We start from the raw sequence: 19,303 nt of genomic DNA on the forward strand, positions 1-19,303 counted from the left end.
CTCGAGCGTGCCGTGGAGCGCGCAGACGGTCGACCATCCTGAGAGGGCGACAGCGGTGCTGACCAGCCACGTCGTCAGACAACACGCCTGTGGTTCTCAGGTCGGTTTTGGCCGGTCTGGCAGCGGCGGGCTAGCGTCTCGCCCCGTTGTGTCCGGTGCAGGGACCGGCACGACTGCCGGGGGGAGACCGCACGACCGTCGGTCGTCGCACGCCGCGACGGCCCCCACCCCTGGAGTTCCTCCGTGCCCACGACCACCTCGATCACGACTGCCCTCGGCACCCTCACGGCCGTCGCCGCCCTTGCCCTCGGGACCGCCACCGCTACGCCGGCGAGCGCCGCCCAGACACCGTCGGTCGGTACCTCCGGAGGCACAGCCGCCGCGACGGCCCCGACGCCGACGACCAAGACGAACTACGGCGGCCTCTACGGCTCGACCGCGACGGACCGCACCCGCCGGGGTGTCGACCAGCAGTGGCTCAAGGTCCGCTGGGCCGACCTCGAGCCCCGGGAGGGCGTCTACGACCTCACGCCGATCACCCGCCTCCTCGCCTCGGACCCGAACCTCGTCGTCCGCCTGCACGTCCAGGGTGGCCAGTTCGCCCCTCAGTGGCTCAAGTCCGCTGCCGGCACCGCGCACGTCACCAACGCCAAGGACAGGGTGGGGGCCAACGTCGGTCGCTACTGGACCCCCCGCTACCGCGCCGCCTACGAGCGCTTCGTCGCCGCCCTCGGTGCCCGCCTGGACGACCACCCGCGCGTCGCGTCGGTCAACATGTTCGGGGCCTCCCTCGTCTACGACGAGCCGTGGATCACCGGTGGCCCCGCCGCCGGCGCCGCGCTCCACCGTGCCGGCCTGACCAAAGACAAGGCCGTCGCCGCGCAGGAAGCCGGCCTTGCCGCCACCGTCGGCGCCTTCCCGCACACCGTCGTCGAGATGCCCCTCCACAGCCGTCTCAGCTGGCCGGTGGCGGGTGGCGAGAAGGGCAGCTGGGCGGAGGGGCGCACGCTCGCCAACGCCTGGGACGCCGAGTACGGCAGCCGCGTGGTCTTCACGGACTACGGCTGGGGCGCCGGCGACTGGACCGCCGCCGCGAGCAGCCTGGCCACCGCGCCGAACCTCTACTCATGGATGCACAAGCGCGCCGACCTCGGCCGCCCGATCGGTTTCCAGGCCACGCTCGCCCCCGGCAAGGCCGCCGGCACCGTCCGCCCCACGGCGGCGGTCGCCCTCGCGGCCTCCCGGGAGGCTGCCCGGATGGGCGCCAGCTGGTTCGAGCACCACAGCTGGGGCTACCTCACCGTGGTCCAGGCCCGGGCGATGGACGCCGCGCTGTCGGCGAACGTGGGCTGATCAGCCCCCGGTGAGGTCGGCCTCGGCCTCGGCCAGTGCCTGCGGCGTCTCGACGTCGCGCGCCGCGGCCGTCCCGACGTGGACGGAGACGTAGCCCGCGTCGAGCAGCGCCATCGCCCGGCCGCCGTGGCCGGTGCCGAGCCCGAGGTGGGCCAACGACGAGCGCCGGTAGACGCCGAGCAGCGGCGTGACCCGGCCCTCGTCGTCCTCGGCGACGGCGGCGCCCACCGTCTCTTCAGCACCGAGCGCGACGACGAGCGACGGCAGCACCACCCCACCGGCCGGCATGTCGCCGGCGAGCACGGCGACCACGTCGCCGTCGCACGCCGCGGGACCCGTGAGCACCGCGGCCAGCGGACCGCCGCCGGGAGGGTCCTCGCGCACCCATCGGGCTCCCGGACGGGCCAAGGGGCGCGCAGGACCGACGAGGACGACCGGCCACCCGGACGGGATGCTCGCCACCGCCCGCTCGAGCACGCTCGACCCACCGAGGGGCGCCGCGAGCCTGTCGGCCCCGAAGCGGCGTGACGACCCGCCCGCGAGAACGACGACCGGGACGCCCTCCCGAGGCGCCGTCACCAGTCGGTCCCGTGGCAGACCGCGGCGCCGGGCGACTCGACCTGCACCGTCGCGTGCGCGATCCCGAACCGCTCGCGCAGGACACCGGCGGCCCGCTCCAGCACCGCCTCCCCCGCCTCGTCGCTCACGAGGTGCGCGGTGGCGACGTCCATACCGGAGGTGAGCGTCCACAGGTGCAGGTCGTGCACCTCGACGACGCCGTCGACCTCCTCGAGCGCCGTGCGCACGGCCTCGGGGTCGACCCCGGCCGGGGCGTGCTGGCCGAGCACGGCCAGCACCTCGCGCCCCAGGTGCACGGCACGGACGAGGACGAACACGCCGATGGCCAGCGCGACCACGGTGTCCCACCACGGGTTACCGGTCGCACCCACCAGCAGTGCCGCCACGATGACGCCGACCGACCCAGCAGCGTCGGCGAGGACCTCGAGGTAGGCGCCCCGCACGTTGAGGCTCTCGGCCGCCCCACCGCGCAGGAGGGCGAGTGAGACGAGGTTGACGACGAGCCCGATCGCCCCGACGAGCACCATCGTCCCGGAGGCCACCTCCGGCTCGGCGCCGAGGCGGCGCAGGGCCTCGATGACGACGTACACCGACACCCCGACCATGACGAGCACCGCGAAACCCGACGCGAACACCTCGGCCCGGTAGGAGCCGTACGTGCGCCGCCCGGTCGTGTCCGCGCGCGTCGCGACCCGGGTGGCGACGAGCGCCGCGCCGAGCGTGACGACGTCGGCCGCCATGTGGCCGGCGTCCGAGAGGAGGGCCAGCGAGCCCGACGCGAGGCCCGCGAGCAGCTCGACGACGAAGAAGGCCGCAACGAGGCCGAACGCGACGGCCAGCCGCCAGCGGTGCCGCCCGCCGGCGTGCCCACCGTGGCCGTGCGAGCCGCTCACGCGGTGGCCGCCCTGGCGCCGTGCCGGGCGTGGTCGCGCGCGACGCCGAGCAGCGTGCGGACGTGCTCGTCGGAGAGGGAGTAGTGGACGTGGCGTCCCTCGCGCCGGCCGACGACGACCCCCGACGCGCGCAGCAGCCGCAGCGCCTGGCTCGCCGTCGACTCCGCCGTCCGGGTCGCCTCGGCGAGGTCGTGCACGCACAGCTCCCCCGCGTCGTGCAGCGTCAGCAGCAGCCGAACCCGCGTCGGGTCACCGAGCAGCCGGAAGACCCGGGCCATCTCGTCCGTCTCGTCCACGTCTCTCCTGACATCTGATCGTCTGCTCAGATGTCATGATGCCACGTCCGGCCCGGCAGCCCGTCAGCGCGGGCGCACCGTGACGCACTGCGCGAGCGACCCGAGCGGGCCCCTCGCATCGTGCAGGCGGCTGCTGGTCAGCCCGATGCCGTTGTCGCCGAACGTGATCGACGCATCGACGCCGAGCCACTCCCCCACGGGCTCACGCAGCAGGTGCGCCGTGAGGTCGATGTTCGGGTAGTGCACCTCGCGTGGGTCGGCACGGACCGTCATCCCGTTGGCGATGTCGAGCAGGCCGGCGACCCGCGCCGTGGCACCCACCGTCTCGCCCTCGACGAGCGGCACCGGCGTCCGCACCCAGAACCACCCGCGGCCCGGCTCCTCGAGGTGGCGGCGCACCTCGACACCACCGATGAAGCCACCGGGCCACGTCTCACCCGGCGCCCAGGCCTGGAGCTCGTCGGGTCCGGGGATGCCGGGCAACGCGGTCCCGGCGACGGCGGCCGTGTCGCGCTCCGCCATGAGCCAGGCCCGCAGCAGCGCGACCGGACGGCCGGCGTGCGAGAGGCTCGCCTCGACGAGCTCGATGGTCCGTCCGGGCCGGACGACGCGCACCTCGGTGGCCACCTCGGCGACCGGGACCGTCCCGAGGATGTCGTAGCAGAGGCGCGAGAGCACGAGCCCGTCGTCGCGGCGCGCGTCCCGGTCGCGCTCGACGACGTGGGCGAGGAGGCCGAGGGCCGGCGCGATGTGCTGCTCGTCCTCGCGCCACGCGCCGCCGGTGTGCTCGCTCGCGCGGAAGGTGTGCTCGTCCAGCCGGTGGAAGTACGCCACGCCGTCGTCCTCTCGTCGGGTCCTCCAGACCCTACGCACGCCGATGCACGCGAGCGCGAACGCCGCCTTGCTGTCCTCGCGAACCCCTTGCCTGAGCGAACACCGCTGCGTAAACTTGAGTGCACACCACTCATGGCGACTCCGGTCGCCACCGATCCCGAGGAGGTTCCCATGGCCACCACCTTCGACCCGTTCCGCGACCTCGACCGCATGCTCACGGGCAGCTTCCGCCCCGCGGCGACCGCCATGCCGATGGACCTCGTGCGGTCGGCCGACGCCTTCGTCGCGCGGATCGACCTGCCCGGCGTCGACCCCGCGTCGATCGACGTCGACGTCGAGGACCGGACGCTGACGATCCGGGCCGAGCGCCGCGAGGCACCGGGCGGCGAGGTCCAGTGGCTCTCGCACGAGCGCCCGACCGGCACCTTCGCCCGACAGCTGACCCTCGGCCACGGCGTGGCGCTGGACCGCATCGCGGCCGACTACGCCGACGGGGTCCTCACGCTGACCATCCCCGTCGCCGAGGAGGCGCGTCCCCGGAAGATCAGCGTCAACCACAGCGGCTCGCGCCGCAGCATCGAGGCCGAGGCCAAGCAGCCGGCCACGGTCTGAGCGCACGCGTCCGCACGGCGGCGCCGCCCACGGTCGTGGGCGGCGCCGTCCGTTGCGCACGAGCAACCGGCGTGCGACGGGGCCGGCTGTGCGCGTACGGTCGACGGCGGCCGTCCGGCCCCGCACCACGACCACCGACCCCAGGAGCACCGTGCGCCGCCTCGTCTACTACGTCGCGACCTCCCTCGACGGCTTCATCGCCGACCCCGCCGGGGATGCCTCGGCCTTCCCGGTCGCGCCCGACACCCTCGCGGCGCTCTTCGCGGAGTACCCGGAGACCTGCCCGGCGCACGTGCGGGCCGCGCTCGGGGTCGACGCCCCGCCGCGGCACTTCGACACCGTCGTCATGGGTCGCGCCACCCACCAGCCCGCGCTCGACGCGGGCCTGACCAGCGCCTACCCGCACCTGCGGCAGTACGTCGTGACCCGGCGCGAGGACCTGCCCGAGGACCCGACCGTCACGGTCGTCCACGACGACCCGGTCGCCCTCGTGCGGGCGCTCAAGGCCGAGGAAGACGGGCTCGACGTCTGGCTCTGCGGCGGCGGCGACCTCGCCGGCCAGCTGCTCGACGAGGTCGACGAGCTGCACCTCAAGGTCAACCCGGTGCTCCTCGGCGAGGGCGTGCCGCTCGTGCGCGGCGCGGCCGACCCCGCCGCGTGGCGCCTCGCGAGCAGCACCCCGCTCCCCCACGGCGTGCTCCTCACGCGGTACGTGCGCGCCTGACCCGGCCCGCGCTCCGGCGTGCGCCATGATCACCTCGTGACCCCGACCCGCGCCGACCTCCTGGAGCAGCTCGTCGACACCGGTCGGCACGTCGTCGAGCGCGGCCTCGTCCAGGCCTCGGGCGGCAACCTGTCGGCCCGGCTGCCCGGCACTGACGCGTTCGTCGTCACCGGCACCGGGACGTGGCTGGACCGCCTGCGTCCCGAGGAGTTCGCCGAGCTGTCGCTCGACGGCGAGCACCGCGGCGGCGCAGAGCGGCCCTCGGTCGAGTGGAAGCTGCACGCCCGCACCTACGCGGCCCGCCCGGACGTGGGCGCCATCGTCCACCTCCACCCGCAGCACGTCCTGCTCGTCGACCTGCTCGGGGCGCCCATCCGGTTCACGACCCTCGACCACCAGTACTACCTCGGCTCCGCCGGACGGGTGCCGTTCCTCCCCTCCGGCACCGAAGAGCTCGCCCGGGCGGCGGCCGACGCGGCCCGTGACCACGACGCCGTCGTCCTCGCCCACCACGGCTGCTCGACCCTCGGCGACACCGTGCCGATGGCCCTGCGCCGCGCCCTCAACCTCGAGGAGGCAGCCGCGATGACCTACCGGCTGCTCGTCGCGGGCGACACGACGGCCGACTTCCCGGCCGAGTACCGGGGCCGCATCATCGACGTCTGACCGGGCCTCAGCGGGCGAGGACGAGCGTGCCGAGCGCGAGCAGCCACGACACGAAGGACCCGACGAGGAAGTACTCCGTCACCTCGTCGATGCCGACGCCGTCGACCGACTCGCGCTCGGAGCGCTTGCTCTGCAGCTCGGGGAAGCGGATGAGGCCCTTGGCGGCGATGACGAGCCCGGCGGCTCCGAGCTGACCGGCGAGGCCGAGGCCGATGATGAGGACGCGCTCCATCGGGCCGAGCAGCCGCCCGCCGCGCAGCTGCTCCGACGCATCGGGCCCCGGTGCCGAGGCGACGTGGCCGCTCGGTCGCGCGGCGCCGATCGCGACGAGGACGAGGCGCACGACGACGTTGCCGGTCGCGAGGTTGGCCAGCAGCAGGCCGGCGACGAGCAGGACCTGCCCCGGCTCGACGCCGACGAGGACCCCCGGGACGTGGGCCCAGCCGAGCCAGGCGGCGAGCGGGCCGCCGACGTCTCCGGCCCACCCCGAGAGCCCGACGAGCCAGACCGCGCCCCCGGCGAGCGAGGCGAGGGCGGCGACGTGGCCGCTGCCGGTGGTCAGCGACTGCTGCGACCAGCGCAGCCAGAGCAGCAGCGCGACGAGCGAGGCGGCGAGGACGACGACGTCGAGCGGCGACCAGAGCCCGCCGAGCACGGCGGCGCCGACGACCCCGAGCACGCCGGCGAGGCGCGCACGCCCCTCGGCCGACGGATGGGCCCCGCCGCCCCGGACGAGGTCGGCGAGCCCGACCCCGAGGAGCCACACCCCGAGCCAGGTCACGGCAACACCCGGAGGAGCTCGTGCGCCGCGAGCACGGCACCGATGCCGTCGCCACGGACGCGCTGCGAGACCGCGGACGCGCTGACGCCCTCGCGGGTCGCGAGCTCGGCCTGGGTGGTCTCGGGGTCCATCAGTCCTCGCAGGAGTCGCAGGGATCGGTCCGAGAGGGAGCCAACCAGATGGTCCCGACACAGCAGCGCCGCCGTGACGGCCGCCTCCGGTCCGGTCGCGTCGAGACCGCCCCCACGGACCATCGCGTCGGCCTCGGCGTCGACGGTGCGGACGCCGGTGCGCAGCCACCGCGTCGCCGCGCGGGCGGCCGTCTCCTCGACCGCCTCGACCGCGGCTCGCGCCGCCCACCAGCCCGGGCCGTCCTCGAGCCCCCGCTCCGGGTCGAGGTCGGAGACCGGTCCCCGCCCGATGCCGACCCGGACGTCGGCCTCCGGGAGCAGCTCGAGACGGACCCGGAGCGCGGCGTCGAGGGCCGCGCCGAGCGTCGCGTACGTGCCCTGGAACTCGTCACCGACGGTGGTCCGCAGCCCCGAGACCGACGGGCAGCGCGCGTCGGTGGCCGTGAGCGCCTCCTCGAGCCGCACCTGGAGCCGCCGCCGGTCCGCGGCCCCGCGGGACGCGACGAGGTCACCGATGAGCACGCACGGTGAAGCAGTGGACTTCAGATCAGCCATCTGAAGATCATACCTTCATGTGGCCGATCTGAAGGGCGAGGCTTCATCACCCGTCGGACGAGCCGTCCAACCGGTCGCCGGCGGCGGGCTCGACGACCCCGCGCTCGGTGGCCACCGCCGTGACGAGGCGGGCCGGGGTCACGTCGAAGGCGGGGTTGAACCCGGGCGTCCCCTCGGGCGCGACGCGCACCCCGGTGAGCATCGTCACCTCCTCCCCGGGCCGCTCCTCGATCTCGATCTCGGAGCCGTCGGCCATCGCGAGGTCGACGGTCGACCAGGGCGCCGCCACGAGCAGCGGGATGCCGGCCTCCCGGCAGGCCAGGGCCACCCCGAGCGTGCCGACCTTGTTCGCGACGTCGCCGTTGGCGGTGATGCGGTCCGCGCCGACGACCGCGCAGTCGACGAGGCCGCGCATGATCGTCGACGCCGCGGCGCCGTCGGCCTGGACCGCGTGCGGGATGCCCTCGGCCGCGAGCTCCCACGCCGTGAGCCGGGCCCCCTGCAGCAGCGGGCGCGTCTCGTCGGCGTAGACGAACTCGACGAGACCGCGCGCGTCGAGCTCGCGGACCACCCCGAGCGCGGTGCCCCACGCCGAGGTCGCGAGCACGCCCGCGTTGCAGTGAGTCAGCACGCGCAGCCGCTCCTTGCCCGTGCGCTCGAGGAGCCAGTCGGCCGCGAGGCGCGAGAGCTCGCGGTTGGCCGCCTCGTCCTCGCGCGCCACCCGTAGCGCCGCCTCGAGGACGGCGGCCCGCCCCTGCGGGACGAGAGGTCGGACGGCGTCGACGCCCCACGCGAGGTTGACCGCGGTCGGCCGGGCGTCGCGCACCCGGTCGACCTCGCGCCGGAGACGATCCTCGTCCCACCCCTCGTCCGCCGCCTGGTCCATCGCGACGACGACCCCGAGCGCACCCGTCACCCCGAGCGCCGGTGCCCCGCGCACGGCGAGGCGCCCGATGGCGTCGACGAGCGTGTCGACGTCCTCGACGACGAGGTGCTCGGTCACGGTCGGCAGGAGGGTCTGGTCGAGGATGCGCAGGGCGCCGCGTCCGTCGCGGCCGGCGGCGGCATCCCACTCGAGGGCGAGGAGGCTCATGCCCCCGACCCTAGGGCCCGTCCCGGCCGCTCCTGGACCTGCGCGCGTCGCCACCCGCCGCTAGCGTGCGCCCATGGCCAGCCTCCGCGCCCGGCACGTCCTCGGCGCCGCCCTCGTGACCACCGCCCTCCTCGCCCCGCTCGGCGCCACCGCCGCGAGCGCCCGACCCGGGTCGCACCCGCCGGCGGGAGGGGACCCGAGGGTCGCCGACGTCCTCGTGCCGATCGGCGGCGGCTACGAGACCGACACCCTGGAGGCGTTCGCGCGCACCGCCGCCGCCCGCGCCTCGGGACCGACGGTCGACCTCGTCGTCGTGCCGTCGGCCTACGGCGACGCCCCCGAGGACCGCGCCGAGAACCTCGAGCTCGCCGGCGAGCGCACCGAGCAGCTGCGCGCGGCGTGCGAGAGCGCCGTGCCGGCGCGCTTCACCGGCTGCACCGCGCGCCTCGCCGTCCTCCTCGACCGGGCCGACGCGCTCGACCCCGCGAACGCCACCGCGCTCGCCGACCCCGCGACGGACGGGATCTTCGTGCTCGGCGGCGACCAGGGCCTCGCGATGCAGGTCCTCGCCGCCAGCCCGGCCGAGCGCGCCGTCAGCGCCGCGACCCGGCGGGGTGTCGTCCTCGGCGGGACGAGCGCGGGCGCCGCCGTCGAGTCCCGCTCGATGATCAACGGCTACGTCGGCGACCTCGGGCCGGCCGAGGGCCTGCGCCGCGGGTCGACCCTGCTCTGGTGGGGTGACGACGCCGACCTCGAGCGCGGTCTCGCCACCGGCTCGCGGCGGGCGATCTACGACCAGCACTTCCACCAGCGGGGACGCCTCGGTCGCACGCTCTCGACGCTGGCGACCGCGGACGAGCACTTCCGTGGCGCGAGCCCGGTCGGGGTGGGCGTCGACTACGGCACCGGCGTGCGCGCCACCGAAGACCGACTCCTCTCCGGGGTCTTCGGCCAGGGCTCGGTCTCGGTCGTCGACCTCGAGACCCTCCGGGCCACGCACACCTGGGGCGGCGCCGAGCGCACCCTGTCGGCCCGCCGCATCCTCACCCACCTCCTGACCGAGGGCCAGACCTACGACCTGGGCACCCGCACCCTGACCCGCCTCGGTCACGTCGTCCGGCCCCCGCGGGCGACGCCCTGGCGCGCCCCGGCGGCCCCCGGGCGCGGCACGCTCGTCGTGGGCGGCGGCGTCCTCGGCTCACCCGTCATGGTCGACGTCGTCGACCGGGCCCGTGCCGTGCGCGCCGACGCCCGCGCGCGCCTCGTCGTGCTGGCCCTCGGCACCGACGCCCCGGCCCTCGGGGCGCGCTACGCCGAGGCGGCCCGGGACGCGGGCTGGAGCGGCACCGTGCAGGTCCTCACCCGCGAGACCCTGCGCGCCGACTCCCTGCGCGGCGCCACCGCCGCGTTCCTCGTCGGTGACGACCCGGCCACGGTCGGTGCCGACCTCGCCGGTCCGCGCGTGCGGGACGCCGTGACCGACGCCGTGCGGCGCACTCCCGTCGTCCTCACCGACGGCGCCGTCTCGGCCGCCGTCGGCGAGCGCTGGTCGCCGACCGCCCGCCCGACCGACGACGAGCTCGAGGACGCCGGCATCGCCGCCTTCCGCGCCGGGGACGCCCGCTGGCGCACCGGCCTCGGCCTCGTGCGCGCCACCGTCGTGCCGCACCTCGCGGCCGACAACCGCTGGGGCCGCCTCTACGGCTCGGTGGCCGTCGACCGGCACGACCTCGTCCTGGGCGTCCTCGACGGCTCGGCCGTCGTCCTGGGGCGCGGGTCGGCCTCCGTGACGGGCGAGTCCGTCGTCGTCGCCGACGGTGACGAGGCCCGGACGTGGACCTCGTCCAACGGGTCGATCGGCGCCGCGAACGTCGTCCTCGACGTCTTCTCCGACGGGCAGTGGCTGCGTCGCTGACCCCGCTCCCCGGACCCGCCGCGGCCCGGTGCGCGCGGACGTGACATCCGTCCTTGTGCCCGGGCCGCGCCGGTGGGACCGTCGGAGGTGGAGGCACCCCACCTCCCTCGACGACGGACCTCCCGAGCAGTCGCAGCCCGCCGCCGGGTGCGCTGCACGGGAAGGACGAGTCGATGAACCAGTCCCGGGTCGTCGTCGGGGTCGACGGGTCTCCGCTCTCGGAGGCCGCCGTCGTCCAGGCCGCCCACTTCGCGAGCACCCGCGGGATGACCCTGCACGTGCTCCACGCCTTCGCGCCCGACCTGCCGATGCTCGGCTTCGGTGCGCTGGCCGACCGCTCGGTCGTCACCGACCACGGCCGACGGCTCCTCGACGTCGCGGTGGCCCGCGCCCACGCCGCCCATCCCGACCTCACCGTCACCTCCGCCCTGCACGACGGCTACGCCAGCACCTCCCTCGTCGCCTCCTCGCAGACCGCCGCGCTCGTCGTCGTCGGCGTCGCCGGCCACGGGGTGCTCAGCCGCGCCGGGCTGGGCGCGGTCGCGATGCAGGTGCTCACCCACGCCCGCTGCCCCGTGCTCGTCGTCGGCCACACGAGCGCCGCCAGCACCCCGGTCTCCGGCGGCCGGGTCGTCGTCGGGTTCGACGGCTCCGACTCCTCCGTCGGAGCGCTGCGGACGGCCGTCCGGGAGGCGGACGTCCTGAGCGGGACGGTCGACGCCGTCCACGCCTGGCAGGCGCGCGCCGCGACCGACCCGACCCTCGCCGACGCCTCGAGCTGGGAGGACTACGTCGCGGGCGTCGAGCAGATGGTGGAGCGGGAGGCCGCGCCCCCGGGCCCGGAGCACCCCGACGCCAAGGTCGAGGTCCACGTCGTGCGCGACGACCCGGTGCACGCCCTCGCCGCGAGCAGCGAGGGCGCGAGCCTCCTCGTCGTCGGCGCGCGGGGACGCGGCGGCTTCGAGGGCCTGCGCGTCGGGTCGAGCGCGCTGCGCGTCGTCTCGCGCAGCGCCTGCCCGGTGCTCGTCAGCCGCTGACGGTCCCGGGGCCGTCGACGCGCTCGGTGGCCCCGAGCCGGTCGAGGACGAACGCCCACTCCCACGCGATCTGCTCCCAGGCGGCGTAGCGGCCCGAGCGGCCGCCGTGGCCGGCGGACAGCTCGGTGCGCAGGAGCACCGGGTGGGTCGCGGGGTCGTTGGTCACGGTCTCGCGCAGCCGGGCGACCCACTTGGCCGGCTCGGTGACGTAGACGCGCGTGTCGTGCAGGCTGGTCGTCGCGAGGACCGCCGGGTAGGCCTCGGGGCGCACGTTCTCGTACGGCGTGTACGCCCGCATCGTCGCGTACACCTCCGGGTCCTCGAGCGGGTTGCCCCACTCCTCCCACTCCCCCACGGTGAGCGGCAGCTCCGGCTGGAGGATGGTGGTCAGCGCGTCGACGAAGGGCACCGCCGCGTGCGCGACGCGGAACAGGCCGGGCGCCGCGTTGAGGACGGCGCCGACGAGCAGCCCGCCGGCGGAGCCACCCTCGAGGCCGAGCCGGTGCGGCGCGACCCATCCCGTCGCGACGAGGTGCTCTGCGGCGGCGACGGTGTCGGAGAAGGTGTTCGGCTTGGCGAGCAGCTTGCCCTCGTCGTACCAGCGGCGGCCCATCTCGCCGCCGCCGCGGACGTGCGCGACGGCGAACACGACGCCGCGGTCGAGCAGCCCGAGCCGTGCGACCGAGAAGTACGGGTCGGACGAGATCTCGTAGGCGCCGTAGGCCGCGAGCAGCCCCGGGTTGGTGCCGTCGGCCACGACGCCACGACGGCGCACGACGGACACCGGCACGGGCGTGCCGTCCGGCGCCGTGGCCCACTCGCGCGACTCCTCGTAGTCGGCGGCGTCGAACCCGCCGAGCACCGGCTGGCGCTTGAGCTCGGTCCGCTCCCCCGTCGCGAGGTCGACGTCGAGCACCGTCCGCGGCGTGGTCCACGACTCGACGACCACCTGGACCGACCGCTGGTCGGGCTCCGGGTTGTCGCCGAGGCCGATCGAGTGCACCGCCGTCCCGACCTCGACGTCCCACGGGGTCCCGTGGCCGGAGACGGAGGTGACGTCGCGCGGCAGCACACGCAGCGCGGTGAGGCCACCCGTGCGCAGCGAGAGGACGGTCGCGTCGTCGAACGCGTCGACGCCGACGAAGCGCTCCCCGTCGCCGGAGGCCAGCAGCGGCACCCACTGCTCGTGGCTCGTCGCGTCGAGCGGCGCCCACGCGAGGTCGGAGTCCGGGTCGTCGGCGTTGTGCACGACGAGCAGCCGGTCGTCGGCGGGCTCGACGTCGTACTCGACGCCCTCGCGCCGCGGCGCGACGACGCGCCACTGGCCCTCGGGGTCGTCCGAGGGGAGCATCCACACCTCGGAGGTGGTCTTGGAGCCGAGCCCGAGCAGGAGCCAGCGCTCGTCGCGGCTGCTGCTCACGCCCATCCAGAAGCGCTCGTCGGTCTCCTCGTGGACGAGGACGTCGTCGCCGGGGTCGCCGCCGACGCGGTGGCGCCACAGCTGGTGCGGCCGCCAGGCGTCGTCGACGCGGGTGTAGAAGACGAAGGAGCCGTCGCGGCTCAGCTCGACCCCGTACCCGATGCCGGTCAGCGTGTCGTCGAGGACGCGGCCCGTCGCCACCTCGCGGACGACGAGGTCGAAGCGCTCGTCACCGGCGGTGTCGACGGCGAAGGCGAGCAGCCGGTGGTCCGCGCTGACCGTGAGGGCCCCGAGCGAGAAGAACTCCGACTCACCCGCCTCGACGTTGCCGTCGAGCAGCACCTGCTCCCCCGGCAGCGCGGCGCCCTCGGGGTCGGGGCGCGGGTCCCCGTCGGTGCGCGGCACCCGCACGTGGATCGCGTACTGCTTGCCCTCCGCGGTGCGCGAGAAGTACCACCAGGGACCGCTCGCGACGGGCACCGAAAGGTCGTCCTCCTTGACCCGCGCGCGGATCTCGTCGAAGAGCGTCGTCCGCAGCGGGGCGAGGTGCTCGGTCATCGCCTCGGCGTAGGCGTTCTCGGCCTCGAGGTACTCGCGCAGCGCGGGGTCATCGAGGTCGCGCATCCACCAGTACGGGTCGACCACCCGGTCCCCGTGGTGCTCGCGGACGTGCTCGCGGCGCGGGGCGGTGGGCGGGGTCGGGCTCGGCATGGCGTCACCCTAGCCACGGACACGGCGAGGGCCGCACCCCGGTGGGGTACGGCCCTCGTCGGTGCCTCGCGGGTCAGAGCCCGGCGACGCGGTCCGCCGGAGCGGTGAGGTTGGGCGTGGCCCCGAAGTAGTCGACGAGGTTGGCCAGGTCCTCCTTGCCGCCGAGGACGTTCTTCCCCGCGGAGAACGCGGTGAAGGAGTCACCCCCGTTGGCGAGGAAGTTGATGGTCGCGACGCGGTAGGTGGCGTTCATGTCCATCGGCGTGCCGTTCAGGGTCATCGACCCCGGCACGACCCGGCTGCCGGCCGGCTGGGTGGCGTCCCACGTGTAGGAGAAGCCGTCCGAGACACCGAGCCCGAGCGCGTCACGGCCACCGGCTCGGCCGGGGACGTACTGCTGCTCGAGGACGGCCTTCAGCTCGGCCCCGGTGAGGTCGAGCGTCGTGAGGATGTTGCCGAACGGCGCGACGTCGTAGGCCTCGGCGTAGGTGATCTGTCCGGTGCCCTCCGCGTACTTCGGCGCGAGGAGCAGGCTGGCGCGCACGCCGCCGACGTTCATCAGCGCGAGCTGGGCGCCACCGTTGGCCGGGGCCTGGGTCCCGAAGAGGATCGCGTCGGCGACGAGGTCGGCCATCGGGGTCTCGATGCCGCGGTTGCCGCTGGAGTCACCGGTGATGTCCTGCGTGTTGCTGCCGACGACCTGCGCGGCGAGCGGGCCCGACAGGGCCTTCCACTTGTCGATGATCGCCGTCTGCGTCGCGTCCTTCGCGAAGGCGGTGCGGCTCACGAGGTGGTTGACCGAGGTCGACTTCTTCCGGTCGACCTCGCCGGTGCGGCGGTCGATGACGAGGTTGGTCTCGGAGACGACCTGGCCGTAGGACGCGGCGCTGGTCACCAGGCGCGGGTTGCCCTTCGGGTCCGGGATCGAGCAGGTGTAGGGCTGGTGGGTGTGCCCGGTGATGATGGCGTCGACGTCGGCGGTCATCGTCCTGGCGATCGTCGCGATCGGGTCGGAGATGCCGACGCACTGCTGGTAGGTGCCGCTCTGGACGCCGCCCTCGTGGAGCAGGACGACGATCGAGCTGACGCCCTTCTTGCGCAGCTCGCGCGCCTGCTTGTTCGCGGTCTCGACCTCGTCCTTGAAGTCGACGTTCGCGACGCCGGCCGGGTCGACGAGGCTCGGGGTGCCCTCGAGGGTCATGCCGATGAAGCCGACCTTGACGCCGTTGACCTTCTTGATCGAGGTCGCCGGCAGGAGCGTGCGCTCCTTGTCGTGGTGGTGGTGGCCCTTGCGGTCCTTGTCCTTGCTCGCCTGCTGCTTGAGGACGACGTTGGCGGCGAGCCACTGGAAGTCGGCGCCGGCGTAGGGCTGCGACGGGAAGTAGCAACCGTCCGTCGGGTGGCAGCCACCCTTCTGCATGCGCAGCAGCTCGGTGGTGCCCTCGTCGAACTCGTGGTTGCCGACGCTGCTGACGTCGAGCTTCATCGCGTTGAGCGACTCGACCGACGGCTCGTCGTGGAAGAGGCCCGAGAGGAACGTCGAGCCGCCGATGAGGTCACCGGCCGCGACGGTCAGCGAGCTGCCCTTCGGGGCCTTGGCCCGCAGCGTGGACAGCGCGGTCGAGAGGTACTCGGCGCCGCCGACCGGGGTCTGGCTCGGGTCGAGGGTCTTGCTCAGCGGACCGTCGGTCGCCTCGAGGTGACCGTGGTAGTCGTTGAACGAGAGCAGCTGCACCGTCGTCGTCGCCGGCGGCTTCGGGTGGTGGTGGCCACGGCCGTGGTGGTCGTCGTGGCCCCCGGCCAGCGCGGCAGGCGTGCCGGCGGCGAAGGTCGCGAGGGCGGCGGCGGCGACACCCGCACCGAGGACGCGTCGTCGGGTCGATCTCATCGTGGGGGTTCTCCTGGGATTCTCCGGGCGGGCCACCCCCTGTCCGGGCGGCCGCACGGGGTAGACCCTAGGAGAAAGTCCACGCGACGGCACCCCCTGGCGGGCATCGGGTTCCCGGTGTCGCCGGACGTTCACCGCGCGGTCGACCCGCGGGCGCTCAGGACAGACAGCGCGGGCCGAGCAGCACCTTGAGGTCACCGAAGAGGGCACCGTCGGCGGAGACCCGGTAGGCCGGGTCGAGACGGATCTCGACGGTCCGCCCGGGCTTGACGAGCTTGAGGTGGACCTCGGTCGTGCCCGGGTGGTTGGTGAGGACGCCCTTGAGCTCCTCGATGCGCTGCGGGGTCGCCCGGACGGTCTCCATCGTCACGACGACCGGGCCGCGCGGCCCCTCGCTCACGTCCGGCAGGGTGAGCTCCTGGGCGTAGATCGACACCGAGTCGTCGCGCTTGTTGAGCTTGCCGCGCACCACGGCGATCTGGTCCTGCTGGAGCATCCCCGCCACGGTCATGTACGCGCTGGGGAAGAACAGGCACTCGATCGAGCCGGCGAGGTCCTCGAGGGTCGCGATGGCCCAGAGGTCGCCCTTCTTCGTGCGCTTGATCTGCAGGCCGGTGATGAGGCCGGCGATGGTGACCATCGCCCCCTCGGGCCGGCCGGCGTCGTCGCCGGTCAGGGCGGCGATCTGGGTGTCGGCGTGCGCGGAGAGGACGTGCTCGACCCCGAAGAGCGGGTGGTCGGAGACGTAGAGGCCGAGCATCTCGCGCTCGAAGGAGAGCAGGGTCTGCTTGTCCCACTCGACCCCGGGCACGGGCGCGAGGCCCATCATGTCGCCGCCGCCCCCGCCGGAGCCGGCGTCGTCGGCGAAGGCCCCGAAGAGGCTGTCCTGCCCGATCGCCTCCTGCCGCTTCACCGCGACGAACGCGTCGACGTACTCCTCGTGGATGCGCAGCAGGCCCATCCGGGTCTCGGCCAGGCCGTCGAACGCGCCGCCCTTGATGAGCGACTCGATGGTCCGCTTGTTGCAGACGACCGCCGGCACCTTGGACATGAAGTCGCGGAAGGAGGTGAAGCGTCCCTTCTCCTCGCGGGCGGCGATGATCGCCTCGACGACGTTCTGGCCGACGTTGCGGATCGCGTGCAGGCCGAAGCGGATGTCGGTGCCGACCGCGGCGAACGGCCCGACGGAGTCGTTGACGTCCGGCGGGAGGACCTTGATGCCCATCCGGCGGCACTCGCCGAGGTAGAGGGCCGACTTGTCCTTGTCGTCGCCGACGCTCGTGAGCAGCGCGGCCATGTACTCGGCCGGGTAGTTGGCCTTGAGGTAGCCCGTCCAGTACGAGACGAGGCCGTAGGCGGCGGTGTGCGCCTTGTTGAACGCGTAGTCGGAGAACGGGACGAGGACGCCCCACAGGGCCGCGACGGAGGCCTCGTTGTAGCCGTTGGCCTTCATGCCGTCGGAGAAGGGGACGTACTCCTTGTCGAGCACCTCCTTCTTCTTCTTGCCCATCGCGCGGCGCAGGAGGTCGGCGTTGCCGAGGGTGTACCCGGCGAGCTTCTGCGCGATCTCCATGACCTGCTCCTGGTAGATCACCAGGCCGTAGGTCGTCTGGAGGATCGGCTCGAGCGCCTCGACCATCTCGGGCTGGAGCTTGCCCTTCAGCTGCGGGTCGAGCGGGACGAGCTCCTGCTTGCCGTTCTTGCGCAGGGCGAAGTTCGTGTGCGCGTTGACGCCCATCGGCCCGGGGCGGTAGAGCGCGAGGGCCGCGGAGATGTCCTCGAAGTTGTCCGGCTGCATCAGCTTGAGCAGCGTGCGCATCCCGCCGCCGTCGAGCTGGAAGACCCCGAGGGTGTCGCCCCGCGCGAGGAGGTCGTAGGTGGCCTTGTCGGTCATGTCCTTGGACAGCGCGTCGAGGTCGATCTCCTCGCCGCGGTTGGAGCGCACGTTGATGATCGCGTCGTCGAGGATCGTCAGGTTGCGCAGCCCGAGGAAGTCCATCTTGACCAGGCCGAGCGACTCGCAGCTCGGGTAGTCGAACTGCGTGATGACCTGCCCGTCCTGCAGGCGTCGCATGATCGGGATGACGTCGATGAGCGGCTCGCTCGACATGATGACGCCGGCCGCGTGCACGCCCCACTGGCGCTTGAGGCCCTCGAGGCCCTTCGCGGTCTCGACGACCTCCTGGAGGTGCTGCTCCTGCGCGACGAGGTCGCGGAACTCCTTGCCCTCGCCGTAGCGGGGGTGGTTCGGGTCGTAGATGCCCGACAGCGGCACGCCCTTGCCCATGACGTCCGGCGGCATCGCCTTGGTCAGCTGCTCGCCGACGGCGAAGGGGTGGCCCATGACGCGGGCGGAGTCCTTGACGGCCTGCTTGGCCTTGATCGTGCCGTACGTGACGATCTGCGCGACCCGCTCGGCGCCGTACTTCTCGGTGACGTAGCGGATGACCTCGCCGCGCCGGCGCTCGTCGAAGTCGACGTCGAAGTCGGGCATCGACGCGCGCTCGGGGTTGAGGAACCGCTCGAAGATCAGGCCGTGCGGGACGGGGTCGAGGTCGGTGATCTTCATCGCGTAGGCGCACATCGAGCCCGCACCCGAGCCACGGCCCGGGCCGACGCGGATCCCGTTCTCCTTGGCCCAGGTGATGAAGTCGGCGACGACGAGGAAGTACCCCGGGTAGCCCTTGGAGACGATGACCTCGGCCTCGTAGTCCGCCTGCTTCTGGGCGTACTCGGGGATGCCGCCGGGGAAGCGCTCGTGCAGGCCCTTCTGGACCTCCTTGACGAACCAGCTCGTCTCGTCCTCGCCGGGCGGGCAGGGGAAGCGCGGCATGTACCGGCCCTCGCCCTCGGTGAACGAGATGTCGCACATCTCGGCGATGAGGAGGGTGTTGTCGCAGGCCTCGGGCAGCTCGCGCCAGGTGTGGCGCATCTCGGCCGGGCTCTTGAGGTAGAAGTCGTCGGCGTCGAACTTGAACCGGCCCGGGTCCATCATCGTCGAGCCGGACTGGACGCACAGCAGCGCGCCGTGGGCCTTGGCGTCCTCGGGGCTCGTGTAGTGCAGGTCGTTCGTCGCGACGAGCGGGAGGTCGAGCTCACGGGCCAGGCGCAGGAGGTCCTGCTGCACCCGGCGCTCGATGTCGAGACCGTGGTCCATCAGCTCGCAGAAGAAGTTCTCGCGGCCGAAGATGTCGCGGAAGTCCGCGGCGGCCTGCTTCGCGAGGTCGTACTGGCCGAGGCGGATGCGGGTCTGGATCTCGCCGGAGGGGCAGCCCGTGGTCGCGATGAGGCCCTGGCCGTACTGGTCGAGCAGCTCGCGGTCGACGCGCGGCCACTTCGCGTAGACCTGGTCGAGCGAGGCCTGGCTGTCCATCCGGAAGAGGTTGTGCAGGCCGGTGTTGTCGCGGGCCAGCAGCGTCATGTGCGTGTAGGCGCCGGAGCCGGACACGTCGTCGCCGGGACGGGTGCGCTCGTCGCCCCACTTGACGCGCGTCTTGTCGGTGCGGTGGGTGCCCGGGGTGACGTACGCCTCCACGCCGATGATCGGTTTGACCCCCGTGCCCTGGGCCTTCTTCCAGAACTCGTACGCCCCGAAGACGTACCCGTGGTCGGTCGTCGCGAGGGCGGGCATCCCCATCTCGGCGGCGCGCGTGAACAGGTCGCCGATGCGGGCCGCGCCGTCGAGCATCGAGTACTCGGTGTGCACGTGCAGGTGCACGAACGAGTCGCCCTTCGAGGACGACGTGGGGCTCGGGGTCGGGGCGGCGGGGGTGGACATCGCGGACCATCCTAGGTCGCCCCGGGGACACCCTCGG

The 19,303-nt window shown here is 73.8% G+C and carries 16 protein-coding genes; 6 read left to right on the forward strand and 10 right to left on the reverse strand.

The window, feature by feature from the left end:
• Window positions 1-243: 243 nt before the first annotated feature.
• Window positions 244-1,353 carry a hypothetical protein gene (locus tag LG324_RS14000; RefSeq protein ID WP_404348822.1) on the forward strand — a complete coding sequence of 370 codons (1,110 nt, stop codon included), beginning with the start codon at window positions 244-246 and terminating at the stop codon, window positions 1,351-1,353.
• Here LG324_RS14000 and LG324_RS14005 read toward each other — a convergent pair whose 3' ends face one another.
• The 4 genes from LG324_RS14005 to LG324_RS14020 form a co-directional block, all read right to left on the reverse strand.
• A complete protein-coding gene (locus LG324_RS14005) occupies window positions 1,354-1,932 on the reverse strand; it encodes a molybdenum cofactor guanylyltransferase (RefSeq protein WP_404348825.1) in 579 nt (192 codons plus the stop codon).
• Window positions 1,929-2,825 carry a cation diffusion facilitator family transporter gene (locus LG324_RS14010; RefSeq protein ID WP_404348828.1) on the reverse strand — a complete coding sequence of 299 codons (897 nt, stop codon included), beginning with the start codon at window positions 2,823-2,825 and terminating at the stop codon, window positions 1,929-1,931. The genes LG324_RS14005 and LG324_RS14010 overlap by 4 nt, the downstream gene beginning before the upstream one ends.
• Window positions 2,822-3,121, reverse strand: a complete 300-nt coding sequence (locus tag LG324_RS14015) for a metalloregulator ArsR/SmtB family transcription factor (protein WP_342666161.1) — start codon at window positions 3,119-3,121, stop codon at window positions 2,822-2,824. Before LG324_RS14015 ends, LG324_RS14010 begins: the two co-directional genes overlap by 4 nt.
• A gap of 63 nt (window positions 3,122-3,184) precedes the next feature.
• Window positions 3,185-3,955 carry a thioesterase family protein gene (locus LG324_RS14020; protein ID WP_404348831.1) on the reverse strand — a complete coding sequence of 257 codons (771 nt, stop codon included), beginning with the start codon at window positions 3,953-3,955 and terminating at the stop codon, window positions 3,185-3,187.
• A gap of 171 nt (window positions 3,956-4,126) precedes the next feature.
• On the opposite strand from LG324_RS14020, the gene LG324_RS14025 reads away from it, so the two are divergent.
• The 3 genes from LG324_RS14025 to LG324_RS14035 all read left to right on the forward strand — a co-directional run bounded on the left by LG324_RS14025 (window position 4,127) and on the right by LG324_RS14035 (window position 5,957).
• On the forward strand, window positions 4,127-4,567 hold the full coding sequence (locus tag LG324_RS14025; protein WP_030528189.1) for an Hsp20/alpha crystallin family protein: 441 nt from the start codon (window positions 4,127-4,129) through the stop codon (window positions 4,565-4,567).
• Between the two features lie 151 nt (window positions 4,568-4,718).
• The gene (locus tag LG324_RS14030; RefSeq protein WP_404348834.1) at window positions 4,719-5,291 is read left to right on the forward strand and encodes a dihydrofolate reductase family protein; all 573 of its coding nucleotides are present in this window, start codon (window positions 4,719-4,721) and stop codon (window positions 5,289-5,291) included.
• 36 nt (window positions 5,292-5,327) lie between these two features.
• On the forward strand, window positions 5,328-5,957 hold the full coding sequence (locus LG324_RS14035) for a class II aldolase/adducin family protein (RefSeq protein ID WP_404348837.1): 630 nt from the start codon (window positions 5,328-5,330) through the stop codon (window positions 5,955-5,957).
• Window positions 5,958-5,964: 7 nt separating this feature from the next.
• Here the strand turns inward: LG324_RS14035 and LG324_RS14040 are convergent, their stop codons facing one another.
• The 3 genes from LG324_RS14040 to mtnA are packed head-to-tail and all read right to left on the reverse strand — an operon-like array spanning window position 5,965 to window position 8,517.
• Window positions 5,965-6,738, reverse strand: coding sequence for a hypothetical protein (locus LG324_RS14040; protein WP_207021522.1), 774 nt, complete (start codon window positions 6,736-6,738; stop codon window positions 5,965-5,967).
• Window positions 6,735-7,424, reverse strand: a complete 690-nt coding sequence (locus LG324_RS14045) for a SatD family protein (RefSeq protein WP_207021521.1) — start codon at window positions 7,422-7,424, stop codon at window positions 6,735-6,737. The genes LG324_RS14040 and LG324_RS14045 overlap by 4 nt, the downstream gene beginning before the upstream one ends.
• A gap of 46 nt (window positions 7,425-7,470) precedes the next feature.
• Entirely contained in the window at window positions 7,471-8,517 is a 1,047-nt protein-coding gene (gene mtnA / locus LG324_RS14050; RefSeq protein ID WP_404348839.1) for an S-methyl-5-thioribose-1-phosphate isomerase, read from the reverse strand.
• 73 nt (window positions 8,518-8,590) lie between these two features.
• Here mtnA and LG324_RS14055 point away from each other — a divergent pair, with 73 nt between their 5' ends.
• Both LG324_RS14055 and LG324_RS14060 read left to right on the forward strand, forming a co-directional pair.
• Window positions 8,591-10,432, forward strand: a complete 1,842-nt coding sequence (locus LG324_RS14055; RefSeq protein ID WP_404348841.1) for a hypothetical protein — start codon at window positions 8,591-8,593, stop codon at window positions 10,430-10,432.
• Window positions 10,433-10,605: 173 nt separating this feature from the next.
• Window positions 10,606-11,469: a universal stress protein gene (locus LG324_RS14060; protein WP_404348843.1), complete on the forward strand. Its 864-nt coding sequence runs from the start codon at window positions 10,606-10,608 to the stop codon at window positions 11,467-11,469.
• Here LG324_RS14060 and LG324_RS14065 read toward each other — a convergent pair.
• From LG324_RS14065 to dnaE, 3 genes are all read right to left on the reverse strand, one after another.
• The gene (locus LG324_RS14065; RefSeq protein ID WP_404348846.1) at window positions 11,459-13,600 is read right to left on the reverse strand and encodes a S9 family peptidase; all 2,142 of its coding nucleotides are present in this window, start codon (window positions 13,598-13,600) and stop codon (window positions 11,459-11,461) included. The genes LG324_RS14060 and LG324_RS14065 overlap by 11 nt on opposite strands.
• A gap of 73 nt (window positions 13,601-13,673) precedes the next feature.
• A complete protein-coding gene (locus tag LG324_RS14070) occupies window positions 13,674-15,488 on the reverse strand; it encodes a bifunctional metallophosphatase/5'-nucleotidase (RefSeq protein ID WP_404348848.1) in 1,815 nt (604 codons plus the stop codon).
• A gap of 157 nt (window positions 15,489-15,645) precedes the next feature.
• On the reverse strand, window positions 15,646-19,266 hold the full coding sequence (gene dnaE / locus LG324_RS14075) for a DNA polymerase III subunit alpha (RefSeq protein WP_030528169.1): 3,621 nt from the start codon (window positions 19,264-19,266) through the stop codon (window positions 15,646-15,648).
• Window positions 19,267-19,303: the final 37 nt, after the last annotated feature.

The sequence above is a fragment of the Phycicoccus jejuensis genome (assembly GCF_044797865.1).
Classification (GTDB): Bacteria; Actinomycetota; Actinomycetes; order Actinomycetales; family Dermatophilaceae; genus Phycicoccus; species Phycicoccus jejuensis.

Excerpts from the sequence above, each read along its gene's own strand:
- LG324_RS14025 (WP_030528189.1), top strand. The coding sequence starts at position 4,127 with ATGGCCACCACCTTCGACCCGTTCCGCGACCTCGACCGCATGCTCACG.
- LG324_RS14045 (WP_207021521.1), bottom strand. The coding sequence starts at position 7,424 with ATGGCTGATCTGAAGTCCACTGCTTCACCGTGCGTGCTCATCGGTGAC.
- mtnA (WP_404348839.1), bottom strand. The coding sequence starts at position 8,517 with ATGAGCCTCCTCGCCCTCGAGTGGGATGCCGCCGCCGGCCGCGACGGA.
- LG324_RS14055 (WP_404348841.1), top strand. The coding sequence starts at position 8,591 with ATGGCCAGCCTCCGCGCCCGGCACGTCCTCGGCGCCGCCCTCGTGACC.
- LG324_RS14060 (WP_404348843.1), top strand. The coding sequence starts at position 10,606 with ATGAACCAGTCCCGGGTCGTCGTCGGGGTCGACGGGTCTCCGCTCTCG.
- LG324_RS14065 (WP_404348846.1), bottom strand. The coding sequence starts at position 13,600 with ATGCCGAGCCCGACCCCGCCCACCGCCCCGCGCCGCGAGCACGTCCGC.
- LG324_RS14070 (WP_404348848.1), bottom strand. The coding sequence starts at position 15,488 with ATGAGATCGACCCGACGACGCGTCCTCGGTGCGGGTGTCGCCGCCGCC.
- dnaE (WP_030528169.1), bottom strand. The coding sequence starts at position 19,266 with ATGTCCACCCCCGCCGCCCCGACCCCGAGCCCCACGTCGTCCTCGAAG.